Here is a 20,161-nt window from a genome sequence, read left to right as displayed (position 1 = left end):
TGATCACCGCGACGCCCGGCGGCCGCGGGGCTACGGTGCCAGGGGTACGAGCCGACCCCTGAGCGAAGGAGCCCTCACCCGATGCCCCACGACCCGTACGCCGAGCTGCCGCCGGTCCCCTCCTTCACCGTCACCAGCACCGACATCGCCGACGGGGAGACGCTGCCGGTCCCCCAGCGATCGGGGATCTTCGGTGCGGGCGGCGAGGACCGGTCGCCGCAGCTGTCCTGGAGCGGGTTCCCGGCGGAGACGCAGTCGTTCGTCGTGACCTGCTACGACCCGGACGCCCCCACGGCCTCGGGCTTCTGGCACTGGGCCGTGGTCGACATCCCGGCCTCGGTCACCGAGCTGCCCGCCGGAGCGGGCGACGAGAGTGGCGCGGCGCTGCCCGCCGGGGCCTTCCAGCTGCCCAACGACGCCGGTCTCGCCCGCTACCTGGGCTCGGCCCCGCCGCCCGGGCACGGGCCGCACCGCTACTTCTTCGTGGTGCACGCGGTGGACGTCCCGAGCCTCGAGATCCCGAAGGACGCGCGGCCCGCGTTCCTGGGCTTCAACCTGTTCAGCCACACCCTCGCGCGCGGCGCGATCGTGCCGATCTACGAGAACAAGGGCTGAGGACCGCCGGGGCGCGACCCGGTCACTCGGCGAGGGCCGGGTTGCGCTTCACGGCGATGAGGCTGGCGATCGTGGTGATGGCCAGGACGCCCACGATCACTGACAGCGAGAGGGCGATGCCGATCTCGGGCACCGGGACGTGCTCGCCGCCGTTGATGAACGGCAGCTCGTTCTCGTGCAGGGCGTGCAGCACGAGCTTCACGCCGATGAAGGCGAGGATCACGGCGAGCCCGTAGGAGAGGAAGACGAGCTTCTTGAGCAGGCCGCCGAGCAGGAAGTAGAGCTGGCGCAGCCCCATCAGCGCGAAGGCGTTGGCGGTGAAGACCAGGTACGCCTCCTGGGTGAGGCCGAAGATCGCCGGGATGGAGTCGAGCGCGAACAGCAGGTCGGTGAGCCCGATCGCGACCATCACGATGAGCATCGGGGTGGCCCAGCGCTTGCCGTCGATCCGGACCGAGATGTGCGAGCCGTGGTAGTCGTCGGTGACGGGGAGGACGCGTCGGATCATCCCGACGACGCGGGGCTCCTTCCACTCCTCGTCGTCACCGCCCACGCCCTGGCGCACCATGTTGACCGCGGTGTAGATCAGGAACGCGGCGAACAGGTAGAAGACCCAGCTCAGCGCGTTGATGGCGACCGCGCCGACGGCGATGAAGAGGCCGCGCATGATCAGCGCGATCACGATGCCGACGAGCAGCACGCGGTGCTGGTGGATCGCCGGCACCGCGAACGACGACATGATGATCACGAAGACGAACAGGTTGTCCACCGAGAGCGAGTACTCGGTGATGTAGCCCGCGAAGAACTCACCGGCGTACGTGCCACCGGCGAAGTACCAGATGCCCAGGCCGAACAGCACGGCCAGGCTGATGTAGAAGAGCACCCAGCGGGTGGCTTCCGGGATCGTCACCTCGTGCGGCCTGCGGTTGACCACCAGCAGGTCGGCGATGATGACAGCGGCCAGGCCGCCGATGGTGGCGAACCAGAGCCAGACGGGCACGTTCACGAAGAGCTCTCCAGGGGTCTCGGGCAGCAGTGGGCCGCCCCGAGGTCTCTCCCCTTCGCGGCCCGCGAGCAAACGGAACCGCGAATCGATGGCGCCGGGTTCGGGACCCGCGTGATTGTCGATCCGAGGCCGCGGGGCCTTCTCCGTGCTGACGACGCCACCGTTGCCGGGATACTCCCCTGCGGTGCTGCTCCAGCTTGCCCCATTGATCACAAACTTCGCCATTCGGGGTGACCGAGGCCACTCCCCGCACCCCGCACCGTGGCCGTCCCACCCGGATTTGGCAGGGTGCCCGGTGTGAGCGGACCCCTGGAGAACCTGCACGTGGTCGAGTGCGCGAGCTTCGTGGCCGGACCCACCGGCGGCATGACCCTCGCCCAGCTCGGCGCCTCGGTGATCCGCGTCGACCCCCTCGGTGGCAACTCCGACCACCGGCGCTGGCCGGTCGCGGGCGGCGGCGCGGGGCCGGTCGACGCCGAGAGCTACTACTGGGACTCCCTGAACAAGGGCAAGCGGTCCGTGGAGGTCGACCTGCGCTCCGAGGAGGGGCGCGAGCTCGTCACCGCCCTGATCACCGCGCCGGGCCCGGACCGGGGCGTGCTGATCGACAACGTGGTCGGCCGCCGCTGGATGGCCAACTCCGAGCTGGTGCGCCGCCGCCCCGACCTGATCCACCTGCGCGTGCAGGGGCACCCCGACGGCCGCCCCGCTGTGGACTACACGGTCAACGCCGAGATCGGCATCCCGCAGATCACCGGCCCCGAGGGCGGGGGCGCGCCGGTCAACCACGTCCTCCCGGCCTGGGACCTGGTCACGGGCCTGTCCGTCTCGACGGGGGTCCTCGCCGCGCTGCACGAACGCGCCCGCACCGGCCGCGGCAGCTACATCGAGCTCGCCCTCGCCGACGTCGCGCTCGCCGGTGTGGCGAACCTCGGGTGGCTCTCCGAGGCGGCCGAGCGCGGGCACGACCGCCCCCGCCACGGCAACCACGTCTACGGCTCGTTCGGCGTCGACTTCGCCTGCTCCGACGGCAGCCGGGTGATGGTGGTGGCCCTGACGCCCGGCCAGTGGACCGCCCTGAAGTCCGTCACCGGCACCGACGAGGTGTTCACCGCCCTCGAGCACGCCCTCGGGGCGGACCTCACGCTCGAGGCCGAGCGCTACCGGCTGCGGGACACGATCGCCGCGATCCTCAAGCCGTGGTTCGCCGCCCGCGACTCGGCCACCGTCGAGCACGAGCTCGACGCCGCCCGCGTGCTCTGGGGTCGCTACCAGGGCATGACCGACGTCGTCGCCGCGCACCGCGACGGCAGGCACCCCGTGCTCGCCGACCAGACCCTGCCCGACGGCAGCCCCGCCGTCACCGCCCGGTCCCCGCTGCGGTGGAACGGCGAGCACGGCGAACCCGGCCGGCCGCCGGTGCTGGGCCGCGACACCGAGCCGGTGCTCGCCGAGGTGCTCGGGTTGAGCAGCAATGAGATCGCCGGGCTGCGCGACCGCGGGGTGATCGGCGCGGCCCGCGCCGGCTGACCACAACGTCAGCTGATCGTCAGGTCGCCCGGCGCCGGTGTCCGCGGCCGGTCACCGGCGCCCGCGCCGCCGCGATCCGGCGGATCCGGTGCCGCTCCCCCGCTGGTCACAGCGCCGTGGGCCGGCGGACGGCACCGGGCGGGCCCGATCCGGGAGCTCCCCCGTCCCCGGAACTACCGTGCCGGGCCGGGACACCGACCGAGGGGAGCGAATTCCGGTGAGCAGCGTCCGGCCATTTCTGATCACCGCGGCGGCCGTGCTGGCCTTCGTCGTGACCGGCTGCAGCGCGCCACCGGAGCCGCTGCCCCGCCGCGAGGTCCCGGAGCACGGCGCGGTGGACCCGGCCCGGCCGTGCTCCCGCGAACCCGGCACGGCCCCGGCGACGGGCACCGCGCCGGACGGCGGCGAGCCGCAGGCCCGCTTCGACGCCGCCACGAACACGATCGTGCTGACGGGCGGCGAGGACGTGCCGCTCCCCGCGCTGGGCGAGGAGGTGGCCGACTCCGCCCTGCGCGAGGTCGAGCCGGGGGTGTGGTTCCTCGGCGCGAACATCGCCGTGCAGCCCGGGGCGTCCCTGCGGGTGGCCGCACCCGACGTGCACTGGCTCCGGATGGCCGGCGGCGGCGGGGCGTTCGTGTCGATCACGGCCTACGGCGGGGGCCTCGCCGTCGAGGGCACGTGCATCACGTCCTGGGACCCCGGCACGCAGACGGTGGACGAGGACCACGAGGACCGCCGCAGCTACCTCCTGGCGCGCGACGGCGCCACCATGACGATCGACGACGCCGAGCTGCGCTTCCTCGGCTCGGGCGACGTGGAGTCCTACGGCCTGTCCTGGCGCACCGAGGGCACCACCGGGCACATCCGCGGCAGCGTGATCTCCCACCTCTACTACGGCCTCTACTCCTACGAGGTGGACGGCCTCGAGGTCACCGACAACGAGTTCCACGACAACGTGCTCTACGGCGTCGACCCGCACACCGAGTCGCGCAACCTCGTGATCGAGCGCAACGTGGTGCACCACAACGGGAAGCACGGGATCATCCTCGCGGAGGACTGCGTCGACAGCGTGATCCGCGACAACGTGGTGTACGCCAACAAGCACCACGGGATCGTGATGTACCAGAACTCGGACCGGAACCTGATCGAGGGCAACGAGTCGTTCGGCAACGCGGCGCAGGGGATCAACATCAACGAGTCGCACGAGAACGAGATCCGCGCCAACAAGGTCTACGACAACGCGGAGTCCGGCGTCGGCATCACCCAGACCTCCCGGAGCAACGTGGTGGCGGACAACCAGCTGCGGGGCAACGGCAAGGACGGGATCCGCCTGGTCAGCGAGGCGGCCGAGACCACGGTGCGCGGCAACACGATCGGGCGCAACGAGCGCTACGGCGTCTACGTCGACACGGTGAGCGGGTTCGAGCTGACCGGCAACACGGTGTTCGGCAGCCGGGTCGGCCTGATGATCAAGGGCGGCGACGAGGCCGACGAGGGCGACAACGAGGTGTTCGGCAACGAGGAAGCGGACGCCCTGAGCAGCTGACGTGCCACCCGGCCGTCAGCCCTCCGCCGTTGGCAGCTCCACCACGAACCGGGCACCCCCGCCGGGCCGGTCCTCGATCCGGACGGTGCCGTGGTGGGCGCGCACGTGCTGCGCGACGAGGGCGAGCCCGAGCCCGCTCCCGCCGTCCTGCCCGCGCTGTCCGGCCTGGTCGCCGCGGGCGAAGCGCTCGAACACCCGCTCCCGCAGGTGGGGCGCCACCCCTGGACCGGCGTCGTCCACCTCGAGGCGCGCGCGCCCGTCGCAGTGCAGCACGGCCACTCGCACGGCCCCGCCCGCGTACCGGTCGGCGTTGTCGAGCAGGTTCGCCACGATCCGGTCCAGCCGCCGCCGGTCGCCCTGCACCAGGGGCGCCGGCTGCTCGATCTCGATCACCGCCGGGGTGCAGCGCCGCACGTCGAGCACCATGCGCACGAGCTCACCGAGGTCCACGAGCTCGGTGGTCGTCCCACCGGCGCCCGTCTCGTCGGAGGCCAGGTCGTGCCGCGAGATCTCGAGCAGATCCACGACCATCCGCTCGAACCGGTCCACCTCCGAGAGCAGCAGGTCCAGCGCTTGGCGGGCGGTGCCCGCGAGCTCGCCGCGACGGCGGCGCAGCACCGCGGCCGCGTTCGCCATCGTCGTGAGCGGTGAGCGCAGCTCGTGGCTCACGTCGCCCGCGAAGCGGGCGTCCTGCCGCACGCGCGCCTCCAGCGCCTCCGCGGTGTCGTTGAACGCCGACGCCAGCGCCGCGAGGTCGCGGTCGGCGTAGTCCGGGAGCCGGGCGCGCATGTCCCCGCCCGCCATCCGGGACGCGGCCGTGGTGAGCTCGGTGAGTGGCCGCAGGGCGCGCCTGCCCGTCCACGCCCCGAGCGCGAAGCCGAGCAGGCCGCTCGCCGCCACCCCCGACGCCAGCACGAGGCCGAGGAAGCCCATCGTCCGCTCCAGCTCGACGAGCGGGAACAGCTCGATGTAGACGTCCGGGCGGACCGACGCCGGCAGGGCAACGGCGAGCACGGGGACCCGGTCCACCACGATCCGCTCAGTGTCCGCCACACCGCTGCTCGCCAGCGACACCAGCGGCGGGGGCAGCGCCGCGGGGTCGACCCTGCGCCCGCTGGTGATCCAGCCCTCCGGGCGCGACACCAGCACCGTGGACTCGGAGTCGGAGGTGAGCCCGGACAGCAGGTCGTCGAGCCCGTCGGCCCCCGTCCGCAGGGCCTGGTCGACGAGCCGGACGTTCACCTCTGCCTGGCGCACCGCGCTCATCTCGCGCTGGTCCAGCATGTAGTCGCCCGCCAGGTTCCAGGTGGCGGCGGCGAGCACCCCGGTGACCACGAGCGACGCCAGGCCGAACGCCGCGGCCACCCGCCGCCGCAGCGTGAGCCGCACGATCCGCACCACGGACCACCTCAGCCGGGGGTGCCGGCCTTGTAGCCGCGCCCGCGCACGGTGACCACGCACTCGGGCTCGTCCGGGTCGCGCTCGACCTTGCGGCGCAGCCGCCGGATGTGCACGTCGAGCAGCCGCGTGTCGCCGAAGTAGTCGTAACCCCACACGCGCTTCAGCAGCTCCTCGCGCGTGACGACGCGGCCCTCGGCGGCCGCGAGCTCGACGAGCAGGCGGAACTCGGTGCGGGTGAGGTGGACCTCCCGGCCGGCGCGGCGCACCACGTCCTCGTCGGGGATGATCTCGACGTCGCCGACGCGCAACGAGCGCCGCGGCTCGCCGGTGCCATGGCGCCTGCGCAGCAGCGCACGGATCCGCGCCGCGAGCTCGCTCGCGACCAGCGGCTTGGTGACGTAGTCGTCCGCTCCCGCCTCCAACCCCTCGATCACGTCGGCGGTGTCGGTGCGCGCGGAGACGATGATGATGGGCAGGTCGCCCCGGTCGCGCAGGGTGCGGCACACGTCGAGGCCGTCCATGCCGGGCAGCATGAGGTCCAGCAGCACGACGTCCACCGGGGTCGTCCCGAGCCTGCCGAGCGCCTCCTCCCCGGACGCCGCCTCCACCACGTCGCAGCCCTCGTCCGCGAGCGCGAGCCCGAGGGCCTGCCGAATCCGCTCGTCGTCCTCCACGAGCAGGAGCCGAGCCTGCATGCCGAGTGCCTCCTCGCCGGGTCGGGCACCCGGGATTGTCACCGATCACGGTGACGGCCGCCCGCGCGCCACCTGACGACGACCTGACGATCCGCGCCGGCCGCTCGCCGCCACCGCCTCCACCCGCTAGAACGGTGCCCGGTGGCCGGTTGCCCGGCACGACCGGGTCCTGACGCCACGGCTGCGGAGGGGGTGGCCGAGGGCCCCGGGCGTGTCCCGGCCACCACCCCGGCGGGCGGCGCGGCTGCTCAGGCGAGGAAGCCGCCGCTCTGCCGGTTCCACAGCTGCGCGTAGCGGCCACCCCGCGCCAGCAGCGCCGCGTGCGGGCCCTCCTCCACCACGGCCCCGCGGTCCAGCACCACGAGGCGGTCCATGCCCGCCACCGTGGACAGGCGGTGGGCCACCACGATGGACGTGCGGCCGGCCATGAGGGTCCACACCGCGCGCTGGATGTGGGCCTCGCTCTCGGAGTCCAGGGCGCTGGTGGCCTCGTCGAGCAGCAGGATCGGCGCGTCGCGCAGGATCGCCCGCGCGATCGCCACCCGTTGGCGCTGCCCGCCGGACAGCTTCACCCCGCGCTCGCCGACGAGCGTGTCGAACCCCTCGGGCAGCCCGTCGACGAACTCCAGGACGTGCGCCGCGGCCGCCGCCTCCCGGATCTCCGCCGCGCCGGCCCCCGGGCGGCCGAACGCGATGTTCTCCCGCAGCGTGCGGTGGAACATCACCGGGTCCTGCGGCACGTACGCGATGAGGCTGCGCAGGTCGGCCTGCGAGAGCGCGGCGATGTCCTGCCCGCCCACCAGGATGCGCCCGCCGCCGACGTCCATCATGCGCAGCAGGAGGCGGGTGATCGTGGTCTTGCCGCCGCCGGAGTGGCCGACGAGCCCCACCCGCTCCCCGTCGGCCACGGTGAGGTCGAGGCCGTCGAAGAGCGGCGTGGTGTGCCCGGGGTAGGCGAACCGGACCCCGTCCAGCCGCACGTCGCGCGGCCCGGCCGCGAGCGGCTGCGGGGACGGAGGGTCGAGCACCGTGGGGCCGGTGAGCAGCAACTCGGTGAACTGCGCTGCCTCGGTGAGCGAGCGTTCGAGCTGCCGGTAGGTCTGGTTGAACTGGAAGAGGATCTGCGTGGCCTGGCCGAAGTACGCCACCGTGACGACCACCGCCTCCACCCCGGGCCCCCCGTCGCCGCGGGCGGCGCCGAGCGCGAGCAGCAGGCCCGCCACCGCGGTGGCCACCGACAGCGGCGCGACCAGGGTGTCGATGCGCAGGTTGTGGTAGTCCCACGCGCGCAGGGTGAGCCTGCGCAGCTCGGTGAGGCGGCGCAGGTGCTCGGCCGCCTCCCGCGGCTCGGCCGCGTGGGTGCGGACGGCGTCCATGTTGGCCATCGTGTCGGCGACGTGCCCGGACAGCCGGGCCCACGCGGCCTCGCGCGCGTCGACGAGGGCCTGCCTGCGGCGGATGAGCGGGGTGACCAGCACCGCCGTGGCCGCGATCATGCCGAGCAGCACGACGACCAGCAGCGGGTCGTAGCGCCACAGCACCACCGACGCGAAGCCCAGCGGCAGGAGCTGGCCGACCACCCGGAACATCAGGGCGTCCACGAAGTTCTCGTACTGCTGCGCGAAGCTCAGCACGCGCTTGGTGAGCGAACCCGCGAAGTTCTCGTGGAAGAACGCCGCGTCCTTGGCCAGGAGCGCCTCCATCCCGCGCGTGTGCAGGCGCGAGATGCCGTCGGCCTCGGTGCGGTTCAGGAAGTGGATCCCGGCGCGCCACAGCGCCTCACCGGCGAGCATCGCGGCCAGGAAGCCGAGGACGTACGGCGTGATCAGCGCGGCCGTGCCCGGCTCGCCCGCCGCCAGCAGGCCCACGAGCTGCCCGACGAGCAGCGGCGGCAGGTAGCTCACGCAGATGTTGCCCAGGGCGGGCAGCACGAGCGCCGCGCCGCTGCGGACCTTGGTGCGGCCGAGCTCCCCCGCGTACAGCCGCAGCGCGAGGCGCAGCGCGGCGGCGCGCTGGTTCGAGGTGGTGGCCGGCCCGACCGGGCCGACCCTGGGCGGCGCTTCGAGCGCGCTCGTCATGAACTCCCCCGGTCTCTCGGCCCACCATGGTCGAGAGCCCGTGCCGCCCGGTCCACCGAGTTTCCGGTGGCGGTAGGTTCACCGCGCCGCGGTGCTGCGGCCCGCTCACACCTGGAGGAGCCCGTGAGACGACGGTGCGCAGTGCTCGACGACTACCAGGGCGTGGCGCTCGCCGCCGCGGACTGGTCGCCGGTGCGCGACTCCGTCACCGTCGACGTCTTCCGCGAGCACATGGCCGACGAGGACACCCTCGTCGAGGCGCTGCGCGACCACGAGATCGTGGTGCTCATGCGGGAGCGCACGCCGTTCCCCCGGTCGCTGCTCGAACGGCTGCCGAACCTGCGACTGCTCGTCACCACCGGCATGCGCAACGCCTCGGTGGACGTCGCCGCGGCCACCGAGCGGGGCGTGGTCGTGTGCGGCACGGGCGGGATGGTCAGCCCCACCGTCGAGCTCACGTGGGCTCTCATCACGGGCATGGCCCGCTCGATCGCGGTCGAGAACGCCGGGCTGCGCAGCGGCGAGGGCCCGTGGCAGCGCACGGTCGGCACCGACCTCGCCGGAGCAACGCTCGGGGTGCTCGGCCTCGGGCGGATCGGGAGCGAGGTGGCCCGGATCGGGCGCGTGTTCGGCATGGAGGTCACGGCGTGGAGCCGCAACCTCACCGCGGAGCGGGCCGAGGAGGTGGGGGCCCGGCTCGCCCCCTCGAAGGAGGACCTGCTCGCAGGCTCCGACGTCGTCACGATCCACCTGGTCCTCTCCCAGCGCACCCTCGGCCTGCTCGGCGCCGCGGAGCTGGGCCTGATGCGGCCGGAGGCATTCCTCGTGAACACCTCGCGGGCACCGATCGTCGACCAGGACGCCCTGGTCGAGGCGCTGCGGGGCGGCGACATCGCCGGCGCCGCCCTCGACGTGTTCGACGTCGAGCCGTTGCCCGCCGACCACCCCTTCCGGTCACTGCCCAACGTCCTCGCCACGCCGCACCTCGGCTACGTCACGAAGCGGAACTACGCGCGCTTCCACCGCGAGATCGTCGAGGACCTCTCCGCCTACCTCGCCGGCGCGCCGATCAGGACGATCACGGCGGACTGACCCCGGGCGCCGCGATCTGCTCCAGCAGGGGCGCGACCCGGTGCTCCACCAGCGTGCGCATCACCAGCGATGTGGTGGTGCGCTCGACGCCGTCGGTGGCGAGCAGCTGCCCGGCGATCCGGTAGAGGTCGTCGGCGTCGCGGGCGACCACGCGGACCAGCAGGTCCGACGGCCCGGAGAGCCCCAGCACCTCCAGCACCTCCGGCACCTCCCGCAGCGCGGCGGCGACCTCCGCGAGCATCCGCTGGGTGACCTGCACCATGACGAACGCGGTGAGCGGGAAGCCGAGGGCGGCCGGGTCGACGCGCCGCTCGAACGTGGTGAGCGCCCCGCGCGCCTCCAGTCCGGCGAGCCGGGCCTGAACGGTGTTGCGCGAGAGGCCGGTGCGCTCGGCGAGGGCCAGCACGGTGGCGCGCGGGCTCTCGGCGAGCGCGAGCAGCAGCCGGGCGTCGGTGGCGTCGATGCTCCCGCCACTGCGCACAGTGCCCGCTCCCCCTGTCACCATCACGTCCCCCTCTGAGCAATCTGCACAACCGTTCGCGCTGCGGTTGCGCAGTCCGCCACCGCCTGATGCGATCCGAGGGCATCGTGCCACGAGGAGGACGTCATGACATTCGCGGTCGGGCGACCGGAGGCGGGCGCACCCTCCCTGGAGGCGTTGCGCGCGATCGAGCAGCGGGTGCTCTGGCTCGCCACCTCGATCGTGCACCACGCCAACCGCGTGCGCAGCGACCCGAGCGGGCTGAAGGTGGGCGGGCACCAGGCGTCGAGCGCCTCGATGGTGACGATCATGACCGCGCTCTGGTTCGGCCACCTGCGCAGCGAGGACCGCGTCTCGGTCAAGCCGCACGCCTCGCCGGTGCTGCACGCCGTCAACTACCTGCTGGGTGAGCTGGACGAGCGCTACCTCACCACGCTGCGCGAGTTCGGCGGCCTGCAGGCCTACCCCTCGCGCAGCAAGGACCCGGACCCGGTCGACTACTCGACGGGGTCGGTGGGGATCGGGGCCACCGCGCCACTGTGGGGTGCCCTCGCCCGCCGCTACCTCGGCTCCCGTGGCGCCGACGTGGGCGCCGGGCGGCAGTACTCGCTGGTGGGCGACGCCGAGCTGGACGAGGGCGCCTGCTGGGAGGCGATCCTCGACCCGATGGTCGCCGAGCTCGGCGAGGTCGTCTGGATCGTCGACGTGAACCGGCAGTCGCTCGACCGGGTCGTGCCGAACATCGGGGTGCCGAGGCTGCAGGGCATGTTCGAGGCGGGCGGCTGGCAAGTGCTCACCGTCAAGTACGGGCGGCTGCTCGAGGAGCTGTTCACCCGGCCCGGCGGCACCGCGCTCCGGGCGCGGATCGACGCCATGCCGAACCCGGAGTACCAGCGCCTGCTGCGCTGCACCCCCGCGCAGCTGCGCGAGCGGCTGCCCGGCGACGACCCGGAGCTGGCGGCGCTCGTCGCGGGCCTCGACGACGCCACGCTGCACGCGGCCGTGCGCAACCTGGGCGGCCACGACCTCGCCGCGCTCGACCACGCGCTCGGCGCCATCGACGACAACCGGCCCACGGTGATCTTCGCCTACACGGTGAAGGGCTACGGGCTGCCCACGGAGGGGCACCCGCAGAACCACTCGTCCCTGCTCACCACCGAGCAGGTCACCGGCCTCGCCGAGCGGCTCGGGGCGGCGGCCGACGACCCGTGGGCCCGGTTCCCGGACGGATCGCCCGAGGCGGCGCTGTGCGGCGCGGTCGCCGACCGGCTGCGCCGCGCACCCACCCCGGCCGCGAATCCGGCCGCCGTTCCCACCGACTTCGGCCGCACGCCGTCGGGCACCGCCACCACCCAGGCCGCGCTCGGCCGGGCCCTGCTCGACCTCACCCGGTCTGCGCCCGACGCGGCCCGGCGCGTGGTGACGCTGTGCCCGGACGTCAGCTCGTCGACCAACCTGGCCGGCTGGGTCAACAAGGTCGGCGTGTGGTCGAACCGGGAGCGGGTGGACTGGTTCGCCGACGACCCCGAGACGATCCTGCACTGGCGCGAACGGCCCACCGGCCAGCACCTCGAGCTGGGGATCGCCGAGACCAACCTCGTCGGCCTGCTCGGCGAGCTCGGCGCCACCTGGAGCCGCTGGGGCGAGCCGCTGCTGCCGATCGGGGTGCTCTACGACCCGTTCGTCGAGCGCGCCCTCGAACCCTGGTCGTTCGGGATCTACGCGGGCGGCCAGTCGATCCTGGTGGGCACCCCGTCCGGGGTGTCCCTCGCGCCGGAGGGCGGCGCCCACCAGTCGATCACCACCCCGTCCGTGACGCTGGAGCAGCCCGGCTGCGTCAGCTACGAGCCCGCGTTCGCGATCGACGTCGAGTGGACACTGCTGGCCTCACTCGCGCGGCTGGGCCGGCCCGACGGCACCTCGGCCTACCTGCGCCTGTCCACCCGGCCCGTCGACCAGACCCTCGCGGCCGTGCCCGCCGACCCGGCCGCCCGCGAGCACCGCCGCCGCCAGGTGGTGGCCGGCGCCTACCCGCTGCGCCGCACCGCGGACCGGCCGGCCGTGACGATCGCCGCGATCGGCGCCGTGGTGCCGGAGGCCCTCGCCGCCGCCGAGCGGCTCGAGAGCCTCGGCATCCCGGCCGACGTCGTGTGCGTGACCAGCCCGAGCCTGCTGTTCGACGCGGTGCAGGCCCGCTCCGGGCAGGGCAGCGGCGACACCTGGATCCTCGAGGCGGCCTTCCCCGCCCGCCGGGCGGCACCGCTCGTCACCGTGCACGACGGCCATCCGCACACCCTGGCGTTCCTCGCCGGCATCCACCGGCTGCCCGCCACCCACCTCGGCGTCACGCGCTTCGGCCAGTCGGGCGGCCTGCAGGACGTCCAGCGCCACCACGGGATCGACGCCGACGCGGTGATCCGGGCCGCCATCGACCTGGGTGCGTGAGCGCGGCCCGTGAGGGCGGCGGTCTCAGGGCGAGCCGGCGGGCAGGTGCACGATCGCCAGGTCGTCGCTGCCCAGGTCGAGCGGGATCTCGATGTCCGGCCACCACACCACGATGATCTTCGTGCGGGCGCCATCCGAGGTGCCGTAGTGGTGCACCTCGGACAGGATGCCGCTGAGGCCGTGCCCGCCGCTGCGCTCTATGAAGATCGATTTACCGCGGTGTCCGGAGTGGAGCTCGCCTAGAAAGATCGACCTGGGTTCGTTGTCCACCCGTCCACGACCCGTCCGCTACCGACGTGACCTACACCATTCACCGTAGCGGGTGAAAGACATCTGATATGCATACCACCAGCTCCGGGGCGGCTCAGCTGCCGCGCGCCGCCAGATCACCGTCGACGGCCACCATCGGCGCCAGCTCCGCACCCCGCGTCTCCGGCAGCACGGCCACGGCCACGGCACTCGCGAGCGCGACCACCACCAGGGCCACGGCGAGCAGCCACGGGGCGCCACCGCCGGCCGCCACGAGCCCGACCGCGATGATGGGAGCCGGCCCGGCCAGCAGGGCGCCGGGGATCTCCCGGCCGAGGGCGAACCCGCTGAACCGGTACGCCGCGGGGAACAGCTCGGCGAAGTAGGCCGCCTGCGAGCCGAACATCGCCAGGCACCCGCCGCCGAGGGCGAGCGCGAACGCCAGGAGGATCGCGGTCGGGTTGCCGGTGTCGAGCAGCCAGAAGAACGGGAACGAGATCAGCGCGCAGAACACCGACACGGCCAGGTAGACCGGCTTGCGACCGGTCCGGTCGGAGAGCCGTCCGACGAGCGGGATGACGGCCGCGCCCACGGCGCAGCCGACGAGCAACGCGAACAGCGACGTCGAACCCGGCACGCCGTTGCCCTTGAGGTAGCTCAGGGCGTAGGTCTGCACCACGTAGATGTTGAAGGCCAGCGGGCCGTTGGCGATCATCACGAGCAGGAGCCGGGCCGGCATGGCCTTCACCATCGTGAGCGCGGGCACGCGCGTGCGCTTGCGGGCCTCCCGCAGCTCGGCGAACACGGGCGACTCGGGCACCCGCAGCCGGATCAGCAGCCCGATCCCCACCACGAGCACGCTGAGCAGGAACGGCACCCGCCACCCCCAGCTCATGAGCTGCTCGGTGGGCAGCGTGGCCACCAGCCCGCTCACGGCGGCGGCGAGGCCGATGCCGAGGAACACCCCGCAGGCCGGGAGGGCGGAGTAGTAGCCGCGGCGGTGGACCGGCGCGAACTCGGCGACCATCGTGACGGCGCCGACGTACTCGGCGCCCACCCCGAGACCCTGCAGGAGCCGGCAGAGCACCAGCAGGATCGGGGCGGCCAGCCCGACGCTCGCGTAGGTCGGGAGCAACCCGATGACGACCGTCGCGATCCCCATCAGCAGCAGGGTGCCGACGAGCGCGGTCCGGCGGCCGTACCGGTCGCCGATGTGACCGAAGATCAGGGCGCCCACCGGGCGGGCGAAGTAGCCCACGCCGAACGTCGCGAACGCGGCGACGAGACCGGCGGTCGGTGAGAAGTCCGGGAAGAACAGCGTGCCGAACACGAGCGCGGCAGCCTGGCCGTAGATCGCGATGTCGTACCACTCGATCAGGCTGCCGACGAGCGTCGCCCGGATGAGGCGATGCCGGGATTCCTCCCAGATGGAGTCTGCGGTGGGGGCGGCGTTCATCGGCGCTCCTCGGAAGCGGGCGGCGGCCCTAGTGGCCGGCGCGGACGAGGTTGGTCAGGGGGTGACCGGCCACGAGGCGGTCGATGTTCAGCGCGATGGCGCGGTAGCGCCGCTGTGCCAGTTCTCGCGTCCATGCGCACGAATGCGGCGTGCACCAGGCGTTGGGCAGCTCCCAGAACGGGTGGGACGCCGGAGCCGGCCGGTCCTCGGCCGAGCGCGGGTAGGCGTACCAGACGTCGAGGACGGCGCCGCCGATGCGGTTCTCGCGCAGCGCGTCGAAGAGCGCGGCCTCGTCGACGACGGGGCCGCGGGAGATGTTGACGAGCACGGCGTGGCGCTGCATGCGGCGCAGCGCGTTCCGGCCGATCAGGTCGGTGGTGGCCGGGGTGAGCGGGCAGGCGACCACGACGTGGTCGGCCGTGGCGAGGACCTCGTCGAGCGCCGTCGCCGGGAGGAGCTCCGCGCTGCCGTCGGGGGTGGCCCGGTCGTCCACCGCGCGCACGTGCACGCCGAACGCCGCGGCCCGCGCCCCGATCGCCCGCCCGATCCGGCCGTAGCCGATGATTCCCAACGTCTTGCCGAACAGCTCGCCGTGCGGGATCCGGCCGCGGTAGGCGTCCGGCCAGGTGTCCGCGGCGAAGGCGGCCTGCAGGTCACCGGCCCGGATCTCCCACTCGAGCAGGCGGGCGAGCACGAACTCGGCGATCGGGATCTCGTGCTCGTACACGTTGGCCACCGCGGTGGCGGGGTGCAGGGCGTCCAGGTCGATCCCGTCCAGACCCGCCCCGGGCACGTGCAGGAGCCGGAACGGCGGGGCCGCAGCGGCCGGTCGCGCGAACCGCAGCGAGACGACGACGTCCTCGGGCGCGATCCGCTCGTCGTGACGGGTGTCGTGCGCCGCGTCCGCGGGCAGTGCGGTGAGCTCCGCGGGATGCCGCAGGTGCGCACGCAGGTCGCCCTCGTGCTCGGCAGCCTCGCCGACCAGGTGGATCCTCATCGGCCAGCCCCCGGCCGCCCACCCGCGGCGGCCGCCGACAGGATGGCGCGCACCACCTCCGCGGTGACCGGAGCCGGGTTGTCCAGGCCCGCGTCGAGGGAGGTGTTGACGTCGTAGGACTCGCCGTCGCTCGCGATCCGGACCGCCGTGTCCATGTGCTCGTCCCCGACCCCGACGTCGGACAGGCGGACGGGCAGGCCGGCCGCCACAGCGACGTCCCAGATGTGGCCGGCGAGGTCGGAGGTGCCGACGGCGTCGGCCACGCGGCCCATCGCCTCGGGCGCGCGTTCGACGAGGTGGGCGGTGACGTAGGGCAGGACCACGGCGTGGGCGACACCGTGTTCCACCCCGAAGCTGCCGCCGAGCATGTGGGCCACGGCGTGCTGCAGCGCGAACCCGCCGGTGAGTGCCGCGCCCGCGAGGTAGGCGCCGTAGAGCAGTTCGTTGCGGGCCCCGAGGTCGTCCGGGTCGGCCAGCACGGCGGGCAGCGCGCTCGTGACCACGCGTGCCCCCTCGACCGCGGCCGGTCGCAGCAGCGGGCTGATGCTCGGCAGGTACGCGGCGTCGATGCAGTGCGCCAGCGCGTTCATCGCGCTCGACGCGGTGACAGCCGGCGGGAGCCCGCAGGACAGCTCGGCGTCGTAGATCACGACGGAGGCCAGCATCGCCGGGCTCTCGTGCATGCGCTTGACGCCGTCGATCGTCATGCCGCAGTAGCCGGTCATCTCCGACCCGGAGTAGGTGGTGGGCACGGCGATGATGGGCAGCCCGCTCTCGTAGGCGATGCCCTTGCAGAGCCCGGTGGCGGCGCCACCGCCGACCGCCACCAGGCAGTCGGCACCCATCTCGGCGGCGACCTCGCGGCCGCGGCGGGCGAGCTCGATCGGCACCTGGCTGGCCGCCTCGGGGAGGATGCCTGCGCACCGGTCGCCCAGCCCGGCCGCCACCTCCTTGCCCATCTCGACGCGCCCCGGCGTGGTGACGACGAGCGGCGCGTGGACCCCGAGCCGGTCGACCTCGGCAGGCAGCAGCGAGACGCTGCCCGGGCCGAAGACGACCCGGTCCGGCGTCGCGTTGTAGACGCCCCCGCCGGGGTGGGCGAAGTGGCGCACGTTCACCAGTCCACCACCGTTCCGTCGCCGAGCACGGCCGAGCTGCTGTGCGGCACCTCCGGCTCGTAGGGGTGGCGGGCCGCCGCGGCCTCGTCCACCTCGACGCCGAGGCCCGGCGCGGTGGGGATCTCCCAGTGGCTGCCGACGCGCTTCATCGGCGCGCTGACGACCTCGTCGTACCAGTCGACGGCGCCACTCATCTCCTCCTGGATCACGAAGTTCGGGGTGCTCACCGCGAAGTGCAGCGCGGCCGCGCCCGCGATGGGCCCGTTCGGGTTGTGCGGCGCCACGCCGACGAGCTCGGCGTCGGCGACCGCCGCGATCCGCTTCCCCTCGAGCAGCCCGCCGGTGTGGTTGAGGTCGGGCTGCGCCACGGCCAGCGCCTTGGACGAGAGCACCGGCAGGAACTCCCGGAGGCCGACCAGGCGCTCCCCCGCGGCGAGGGGCACGCTCGTGCGGGCGGCCACGGCGCGCAGGGCCTCGGTGTCGCCGGGCGCGACCGGCTCCTCGCAGAACATCGGGTCGTACCCGCCGAGGATCTCGATGTACTGCAGCGCGGCCGCCGGTGAGGCCGGCCGGGCATGGAAGTCGATCATGATGTCGACGTCGGGCCCGACCGTGGAGCGCAGCACGGACATCATCCGGTCCACGTGCCTGCGGTCGGCAGGCGTCGACAGGTGCCCGCCGTAGGGGATCAGCACGACCTTGAGCGCGTCGTAGCCCTGCTCGACGACCTTGGCGGCGCGCTCGCGCAGCTGCCCCTCGTCCACGGTGTCGTACACCGAGCGCATGTCGCCGAGCCCGAGGTGGGTGTAGACGCGCACCCGGTCGCGCACCTGCCCGCCGAGCAGGCGCCAGACCGGCTGGCCCAGCGACTTGCCCAGGATGTCCCACAGCGCGTGCTCGATCCCGCTGATCGCGGTGACGCCGACGATCCCGAGCCGGTAGTAGCTGTGCTTGGTCATGACCCGCAGCACCTGCTCGATGTCCCGCGGGTCCCGCCCGACGATCATCGTGGCGAGGTCCTCGACGGCGCCGACGACGGCGCGCGTCTTCCAGTTCAGGCTCGCCTCGCCCCACCCGACGAGGCCGTCCTGGTCGGTGCGGACCTTCACGAGGATCCAGTTCCGCATCTCCGCGTTGACGACGACCGTCTCCACGGCCGTGATGCGGATGGCGCCGGGGTCGTTCGGCGTCGGGGGCAACATCGCACGTTCTCCTTCGTCGGGCTGCACGACGCTAAGGAGCGAGCGGTGATCGAGTCCAACTCTTAGTTGGGATCAGGTGATAAGAAGATCTTCTCAGCGGCGCCGTCGGCTGCGAGGATGCCCGCCGTGGACCGCTTCCGACTGGAGTGCTTCGTCGCCCTCGCCGAAGAGCTGCACTTCCACCGCGCCGCCGAACGCTGCCACGTCAGCCAGCCGGCCATGAGCCAGCAGGTCCGCACGCTCGAGCGCGAGCTCGGCGTGCAGCTCGCCCACCGCACGAAGCGCACCGTCGTGCTCACCGCTGCGGGCGAGGTGTTCCTGCGCGAGGCGCGCCGGACGCTGCGCCAGCTCGACCTGGCGGTCTCCCTCGCCCAGCGCACCGACCGGGGCGAGATCGGCCAGCTCACCGTGGGGGTCACGTCACCGGGGCTGTACGTGATGTTCCCCGAGACCGTGCGCCGGTTCCGCGCGGCGCTCCCCCGCGTGGGCGTCATCGTCCGCGAGCTCACCACCGCCGAGCAGGAGAAGGCGCTGCGCGCCGGGGACATCGACGTCGGCCTGGTCCACCCGCCGCTCGACGACGGCGGGCTGAGCGCCGAGGAGGTGGCCCGGGTGCCGTTCCAGCTCGCCCTGCCCGACGATCACCGCCTGGCCGGGCACGGATCGCTGGAGCTGGCCGAGCTCGCGGGCGAGCGCTTCGTGATCTTCCCGCGCCAGATCGCGCCCCAGCTCTACGACGCGATCATCTCGATGAGCCGCGCGGCGGGCTTCACCCTGGAGATCGCCATGGAGGCCTACCCGGCGCAGTCGATCATCGCCCTGGTGAGCTCGGGCGTCGGGCTCGGGTTCATCGCGGGCGAGGTGCAGCGGCTGAACCGGCCCGGTGTCGTCTACCGCCCACTGCGGGGCGGGCCGCAGCTCAGCATGGGCGTGGCCCACCACCCCGACGGCGTGTCACCCGCGGTCGGGGCGTTCGTCGAGGCGGCCCGGGCAGCAGGCCGCGAGGTCCGTTGACGCCGCTCCCGCAGATCAACCGGGGTACGAGGTCAGGTAGCCGCCCATGTGGGGGAACCAGTCCGCCGCGTCGAACTCACGCCCGTCGTCGGTGCGCACGCGCTCGATCAGCACGCCGCGGCTGCGCCCGCGCCGGGCCTCGGCTCCCGCGACGATCACGACGCCGCGCCCGCGGCGGATGACGATCCGCCCCGGTGTGCCACCGATGACGTCGTCGGTGACGCGGGCGCGGAGGATCCGCAGCCGCTCGCCCCGGTAGAAGCAGTAGGCGTTCGGATAGGGGTCCACCTGGGCGCGCACGAGGTTGAACACGTCGCGCGCGGGCCACGTCCAGGCGATGCGGTTGTCCTCCTCCGAGCGGCGGTGGAAGTAGGAGGCCGCGGTGCGGTCCTGGGGTGTCCAGTCGGTGCGGCCCGCCGCCACCCGCTCGAGCGCCTCCACGGTGATCGGCCCGAACATGGCGAGGGTGCGGTCGAACAGGTCGACCACCGTGTCCTCGTCGGTCACCGGGGTGCGCATCTGCAGGATGATGTCGCCCGCGTCGAACTCGGCGTTCATCATGTGCGCGGTGACGCCCACCTCGGGCTCGTCGTTGATCAGCGCCCAGTTCAGCGGGGCGAACCCGGCGTAGGCGGGCAACAGCGCGTCGTGGACGTTGACCGTGCCCAGGCGCGGGAGCGTGAACACCTCGGGCGGGAGCCACGTGCGCCAGTTCGCGACCACCATGACGTCGGCCTGTGCACCGGCGACCACCGCGCGGACCTCGTCGTCCTCGGCCCGGTCGCGCACCAGCAGCGGGATGTCGCGGTCGGCCGCCAACTCGGCCACCGACTCGTTGAAGATCTTCTCGTACGGGTTGTCGCCGTCCGGGTGCGTCACGATCAGCGCCACGTCGTGGCCCGCCGCGAGCACCGCCTCGATCGTGCGCCGACCCCACGTCATGTACCCGAACACCACAACCCGCATCCGCGGTCCCCTCTCCACCGGTTCCGGCTCGTCGTCGGTTACGACCGCTACTGCGCGCCGCGTTCCATCTGTTCCACCAGGCTGCGCGGGCGCATGTCGGCCCAGTTGGCCTCGATGTGCTCGAGCACCTCCGCGCGCGGGCCGGGACCGTGCACGGCCGTCCAGCCGGCCGGGATCTCGGCGAACGTGGGCCACAGCGAGTACTGGCCCTCGTCGTTGATCAGCGCGTAGAACTCGCCGTTCTCGTCGTCGAACGGGTTCGTGGACATG

Annotated in this window: 18 protein-coding genes; 6 read left to right on the top strand and 12 right to left on the bottom strand. The window is 73.2% G+C overall.

Annotated elements, in window-relative coordinates; genetic code table 11:
* Window positions 1–81 precede the first annotated feature (81 nt).
* Entirely contained in the window at window positions 82–615 is a 534-nt protein-coding gene (locus ACFPL3_RS23495; protein ID WP_343943859.1) for a YbhB/YbcL family Raf kinase inhibitor-like protein, read from the top strand.
* A 22-nt stretch (window positions 616–637) separates the two neighbouring features.
* Here the strand turns inward: ACFPL3_RS23495 and ACFPL3_RS23490 are convergent, their stop codons facing one another.
* Window positions 638–1,621, bottom strand: a complete 984-nt coding sequence (locus ACFPL3_RS23490) for a TerC family protein (protein WP_343943860.1) — start codon at window positions 1,619–1,621, stop codon at window positions 638–640.
* A 297-nt stretch (window positions 1,622–1,918) separates the two neighbouring features.
* Between ACFPL3_RS23490 and ACFPL3_RS23485 the strand changes: the two genes are divergently transcribed.
* On the top strand, window positions 1,919–3,151 hold the full coding sequence (locus ACFPL3_RS23485; RefSeq protein ID WP_343943861.1) for a CoA transferase: 1,233 nt from the start codon (window positions 1,919–1,921) through the stop codon (window positions 3,149–3,151).
* 217 nt (window positions 3,152–3,368) lie between these two features.
* Complete coding sequence (locus tag ACFPL3_RS23480) at window positions 3,369–4,697, top strand: right-handed parallel beta-helix repeat-containing protein (protein ID WP_343943862.1); 1,329 nt, start codon at window positions 3,369–3,371, stop codon at window positions 4,695–4,697.
* Between the two features lie 15 nt (window positions 4,698–4,712).
* Here the strand turns inward: ACFPL3_RS23480 and ACFPL3_RS23475 are convergent, their stop codons facing one another.
* The 3 genes from ACFPL3_RS23475 to ACFPL3_RS23465 all read right to left on the bottom strand — a co-directional run bounded on the left by ACFPL3_RS23475 (window position 4,713) and on the right by ACFPL3_RS23465 (window position 8,871).
* On the bottom strand, window positions 4,713–6,095 hold the full coding sequence (locus tag ACFPL3_RS23475; RefSeq protein WP_343943863.1) for a HAMP domain-containing sensor histidine kinase: 1,383 nt from the start codon (window positions 6,093–6,095) through the stop codon (window positions 4,713–4,715).
* Between the two features lie 11 nt (window positions 6,096–6,106).
* A complete protein-coding gene (locus ACFPL3_RS23470) occupies window positions 6,107–6,793 on the bottom strand; it encodes a response regulator transcription factor (protein WP_343943864.1) in 687 nt (228 codons plus the stop codon).
* A 248-nt stretch (window positions 6,794–7,041) separates the two neighbouring features.
* Complete coding sequence (locus tag ACFPL3_RS23465) at window positions 7,042–8,871, bottom strand: ABC transporter ATP-binding protein (RefSeq protein ID WP_343943865.1); 1,830 nt, start codon at window positions 8,869–8,871, stop codon at window positions 7,042–7,044.
* A 123-nt stretch (window positions 8,872–8,994) separates the two neighbouring features.
* Between ACFPL3_RS23465 and ACFPL3_RS23460 the strand changes: the two genes are divergently transcribed.
* Entirely contained in the window at window positions 8,995–9,963 is a 969-nt protein-coding gene (locus ACFPL3_RS23460) for a D-2-hydroxyacid dehydrogenase family protein (protein ID WP_343943866.1), read from the top strand.
* Here the strand turns inward: ACFPL3_RS23460 and ACFPL3_RS23455 are convergent.
* Window positions 9,950–10,468 carry an Lrp/AsnC family transcriptional regulator gene (locus ACFPL3_RS23455; RefSeq protein WP_343943867.1) on the bottom strand — a complete coding sequence of 173 codons (519 nt, stop codon included), beginning with the start codon at window positions 10,466–10,468 and terminating at the stop codon, window positions 9,950–9,952. The genes ACFPL3_RS23460 and ACFPL3_RS23455 overlap by 14 nt on opposite strands.
* Window positions 10,469–10,570: 102 nt before the next feature.
* On the opposite strand from ACFPL3_RS23455, the gene ACFPL3_RS23450 reads away from it, so the two are divergent.
* Window positions 10,571–12,889, top strand: a complete 2,319-nt coding sequence (locus ACFPL3_RS23450; RefSeq protein ID WP_343943868.1) for a transketolase-like TK C-terminal-containing protein — start codon at window positions 10,571–10,573, stop codon at window positions 12,887–12,889.
* A 24-nt stretch (window positions 12,890–12,913) separates the two neighbouring features.
* On the opposite strand, the gene ACFPL3_RS23445 is transcribed toward ACFPL3_RS23450, so the two are convergent.
* The 5 genes from ACFPL3_RS23445 to ACFPL3_RS23425 all read right to left on the bottom strand — a co-directional run bounded on the left by ACFPL3_RS23445 (window position 12,914) and on the right by ACFPL3_RS23425 (window position 17,911).
* The gene (locus ACFPL3_RS23445; RefSeq protein ID WP_343943869.1) at window positions 12,914–13,159 is read right to left on the bottom strand and encodes a hypothetical protein; all 246 of its coding nucleotides are present in this window, start codon (window positions 13,157–13,159) and stop codon (window positions 12,914–12,916) included.
* A 94-nt stretch (window positions 13,160–13,253) separates the two neighbouring features.
* Window positions 13,254–14,594 (bottom strand): MFS transporter, encoded by a 1,341-nt coding sequence (locus ACFPL3_RS23440; protein ID WP_343943870.1) that lies wholly within the window; start codon window positions 14,592–14,594, stop codon window positions 13,254–13,256.
* A 28-nt stretch (window positions 14,595–14,622) separates the two neighbouring features.
* A complete protein-coding gene (locus ACFPL3_RS23435) occupies window positions 14,623–15,591 on the bottom strand; it encodes an NAD(P)-dependent oxidoreductase (RefSeq protein WP_343943871.1) in 969 nt (322 codons plus the stop codon).
* Window positions 15,588–16,709, bottom strand: coding sequence for a maleylacetate reductase (locus ACFPL3_RS23430; protein ID WP_343943872.1), 1,122 nt, complete (start codon window positions 16,707–16,709; stop codon window positions 15,588–15,590). The genes ACFPL3_RS23435 and ACFPL3_RS23430 overlap by 4 nt, the downstream gene beginning before the upstream one ends.
* Window positions 16,706–17,911: an enolase C-terminal domain-like protein gene (locus tag ACFPL3_RS23425; RefSeq protein WP_343943873.1), complete on the bottom strand. Its 1,206-nt coding sequence runs from the start codon at window positions 17,909–17,911 to the stop codon at window positions 16,706–16,708. Before ACFPL3_RS23425 ends, ACFPL3_RS23430 begins: the two co-directional genes overlap by 4 nt.
* A gap of 126 nt (window positions 17,912–18,037) precedes the next feature.
* Here ACFPL3_RS23425 and ACFPL3_RS23420 point away from each other — a divergent pair, with 126 nt between their 5' ends.
* On the top strand, window positions 18,038–18,925 hold the full coding sequence (locus ACFPL3_RS23420; protein WP_343943874.1) for a LysR family transcriptional regulator: 888 nt from the start codon (window positions 18,038–18,040) through the stop codon (window positions 18,923–18,925).
* Between the two features lie 15 nt (window positions 18,926–18,940).
* Here the strand turns inward: ACFPL3_RS23420 and ACFPL3_RS23415 are convergent, their stop codons facing one another.
* Both ACFPL3_RS23415 and ACFPL3_RS23410 read right to left on the bottom strand, forming a co-directional pair.
* Entirely contained in the window at window positions 18,941–19,891 is a 951-nt protein-coding gene (locus tag ACFPL3_RS23415) for a methionyl-tRNA formyltransferase (RefSeq protein WP_343943875.1), read from the bottom strand.
* Between the two features lie 47 nt (window positions 19,892–19,938).
* Complete coding sequence (locus ACFPL3_RS23410) at window positions 19,939–20,160, bottom strand: MbtH family protein (protein WP_343943876.1); 222 nt, start codon at window positions 20,158–20,160, stop codon at window positions 19,939–19,941.
* Between the last annotated feature and the right edge of the window lies 1 nt (window position 20,161).

Origin of the sequence: Pseudonocardia zijingensis (assembly GCF_042657305.1) — a bacterium.
Taxonomy (GTDB): domain Bacteria; phylum Actinomycetota; class Actinomycetes; order Mycobacteriales; family Pseudonocardiaceae; genus Pseudonocardia; species Pseudonocardia zijingensis.
The sequence above is the reverse complement of the archived record's forward strand: the minus strand, read 5'-3'. Positions and strand labels throughout refer to the sequence as shown.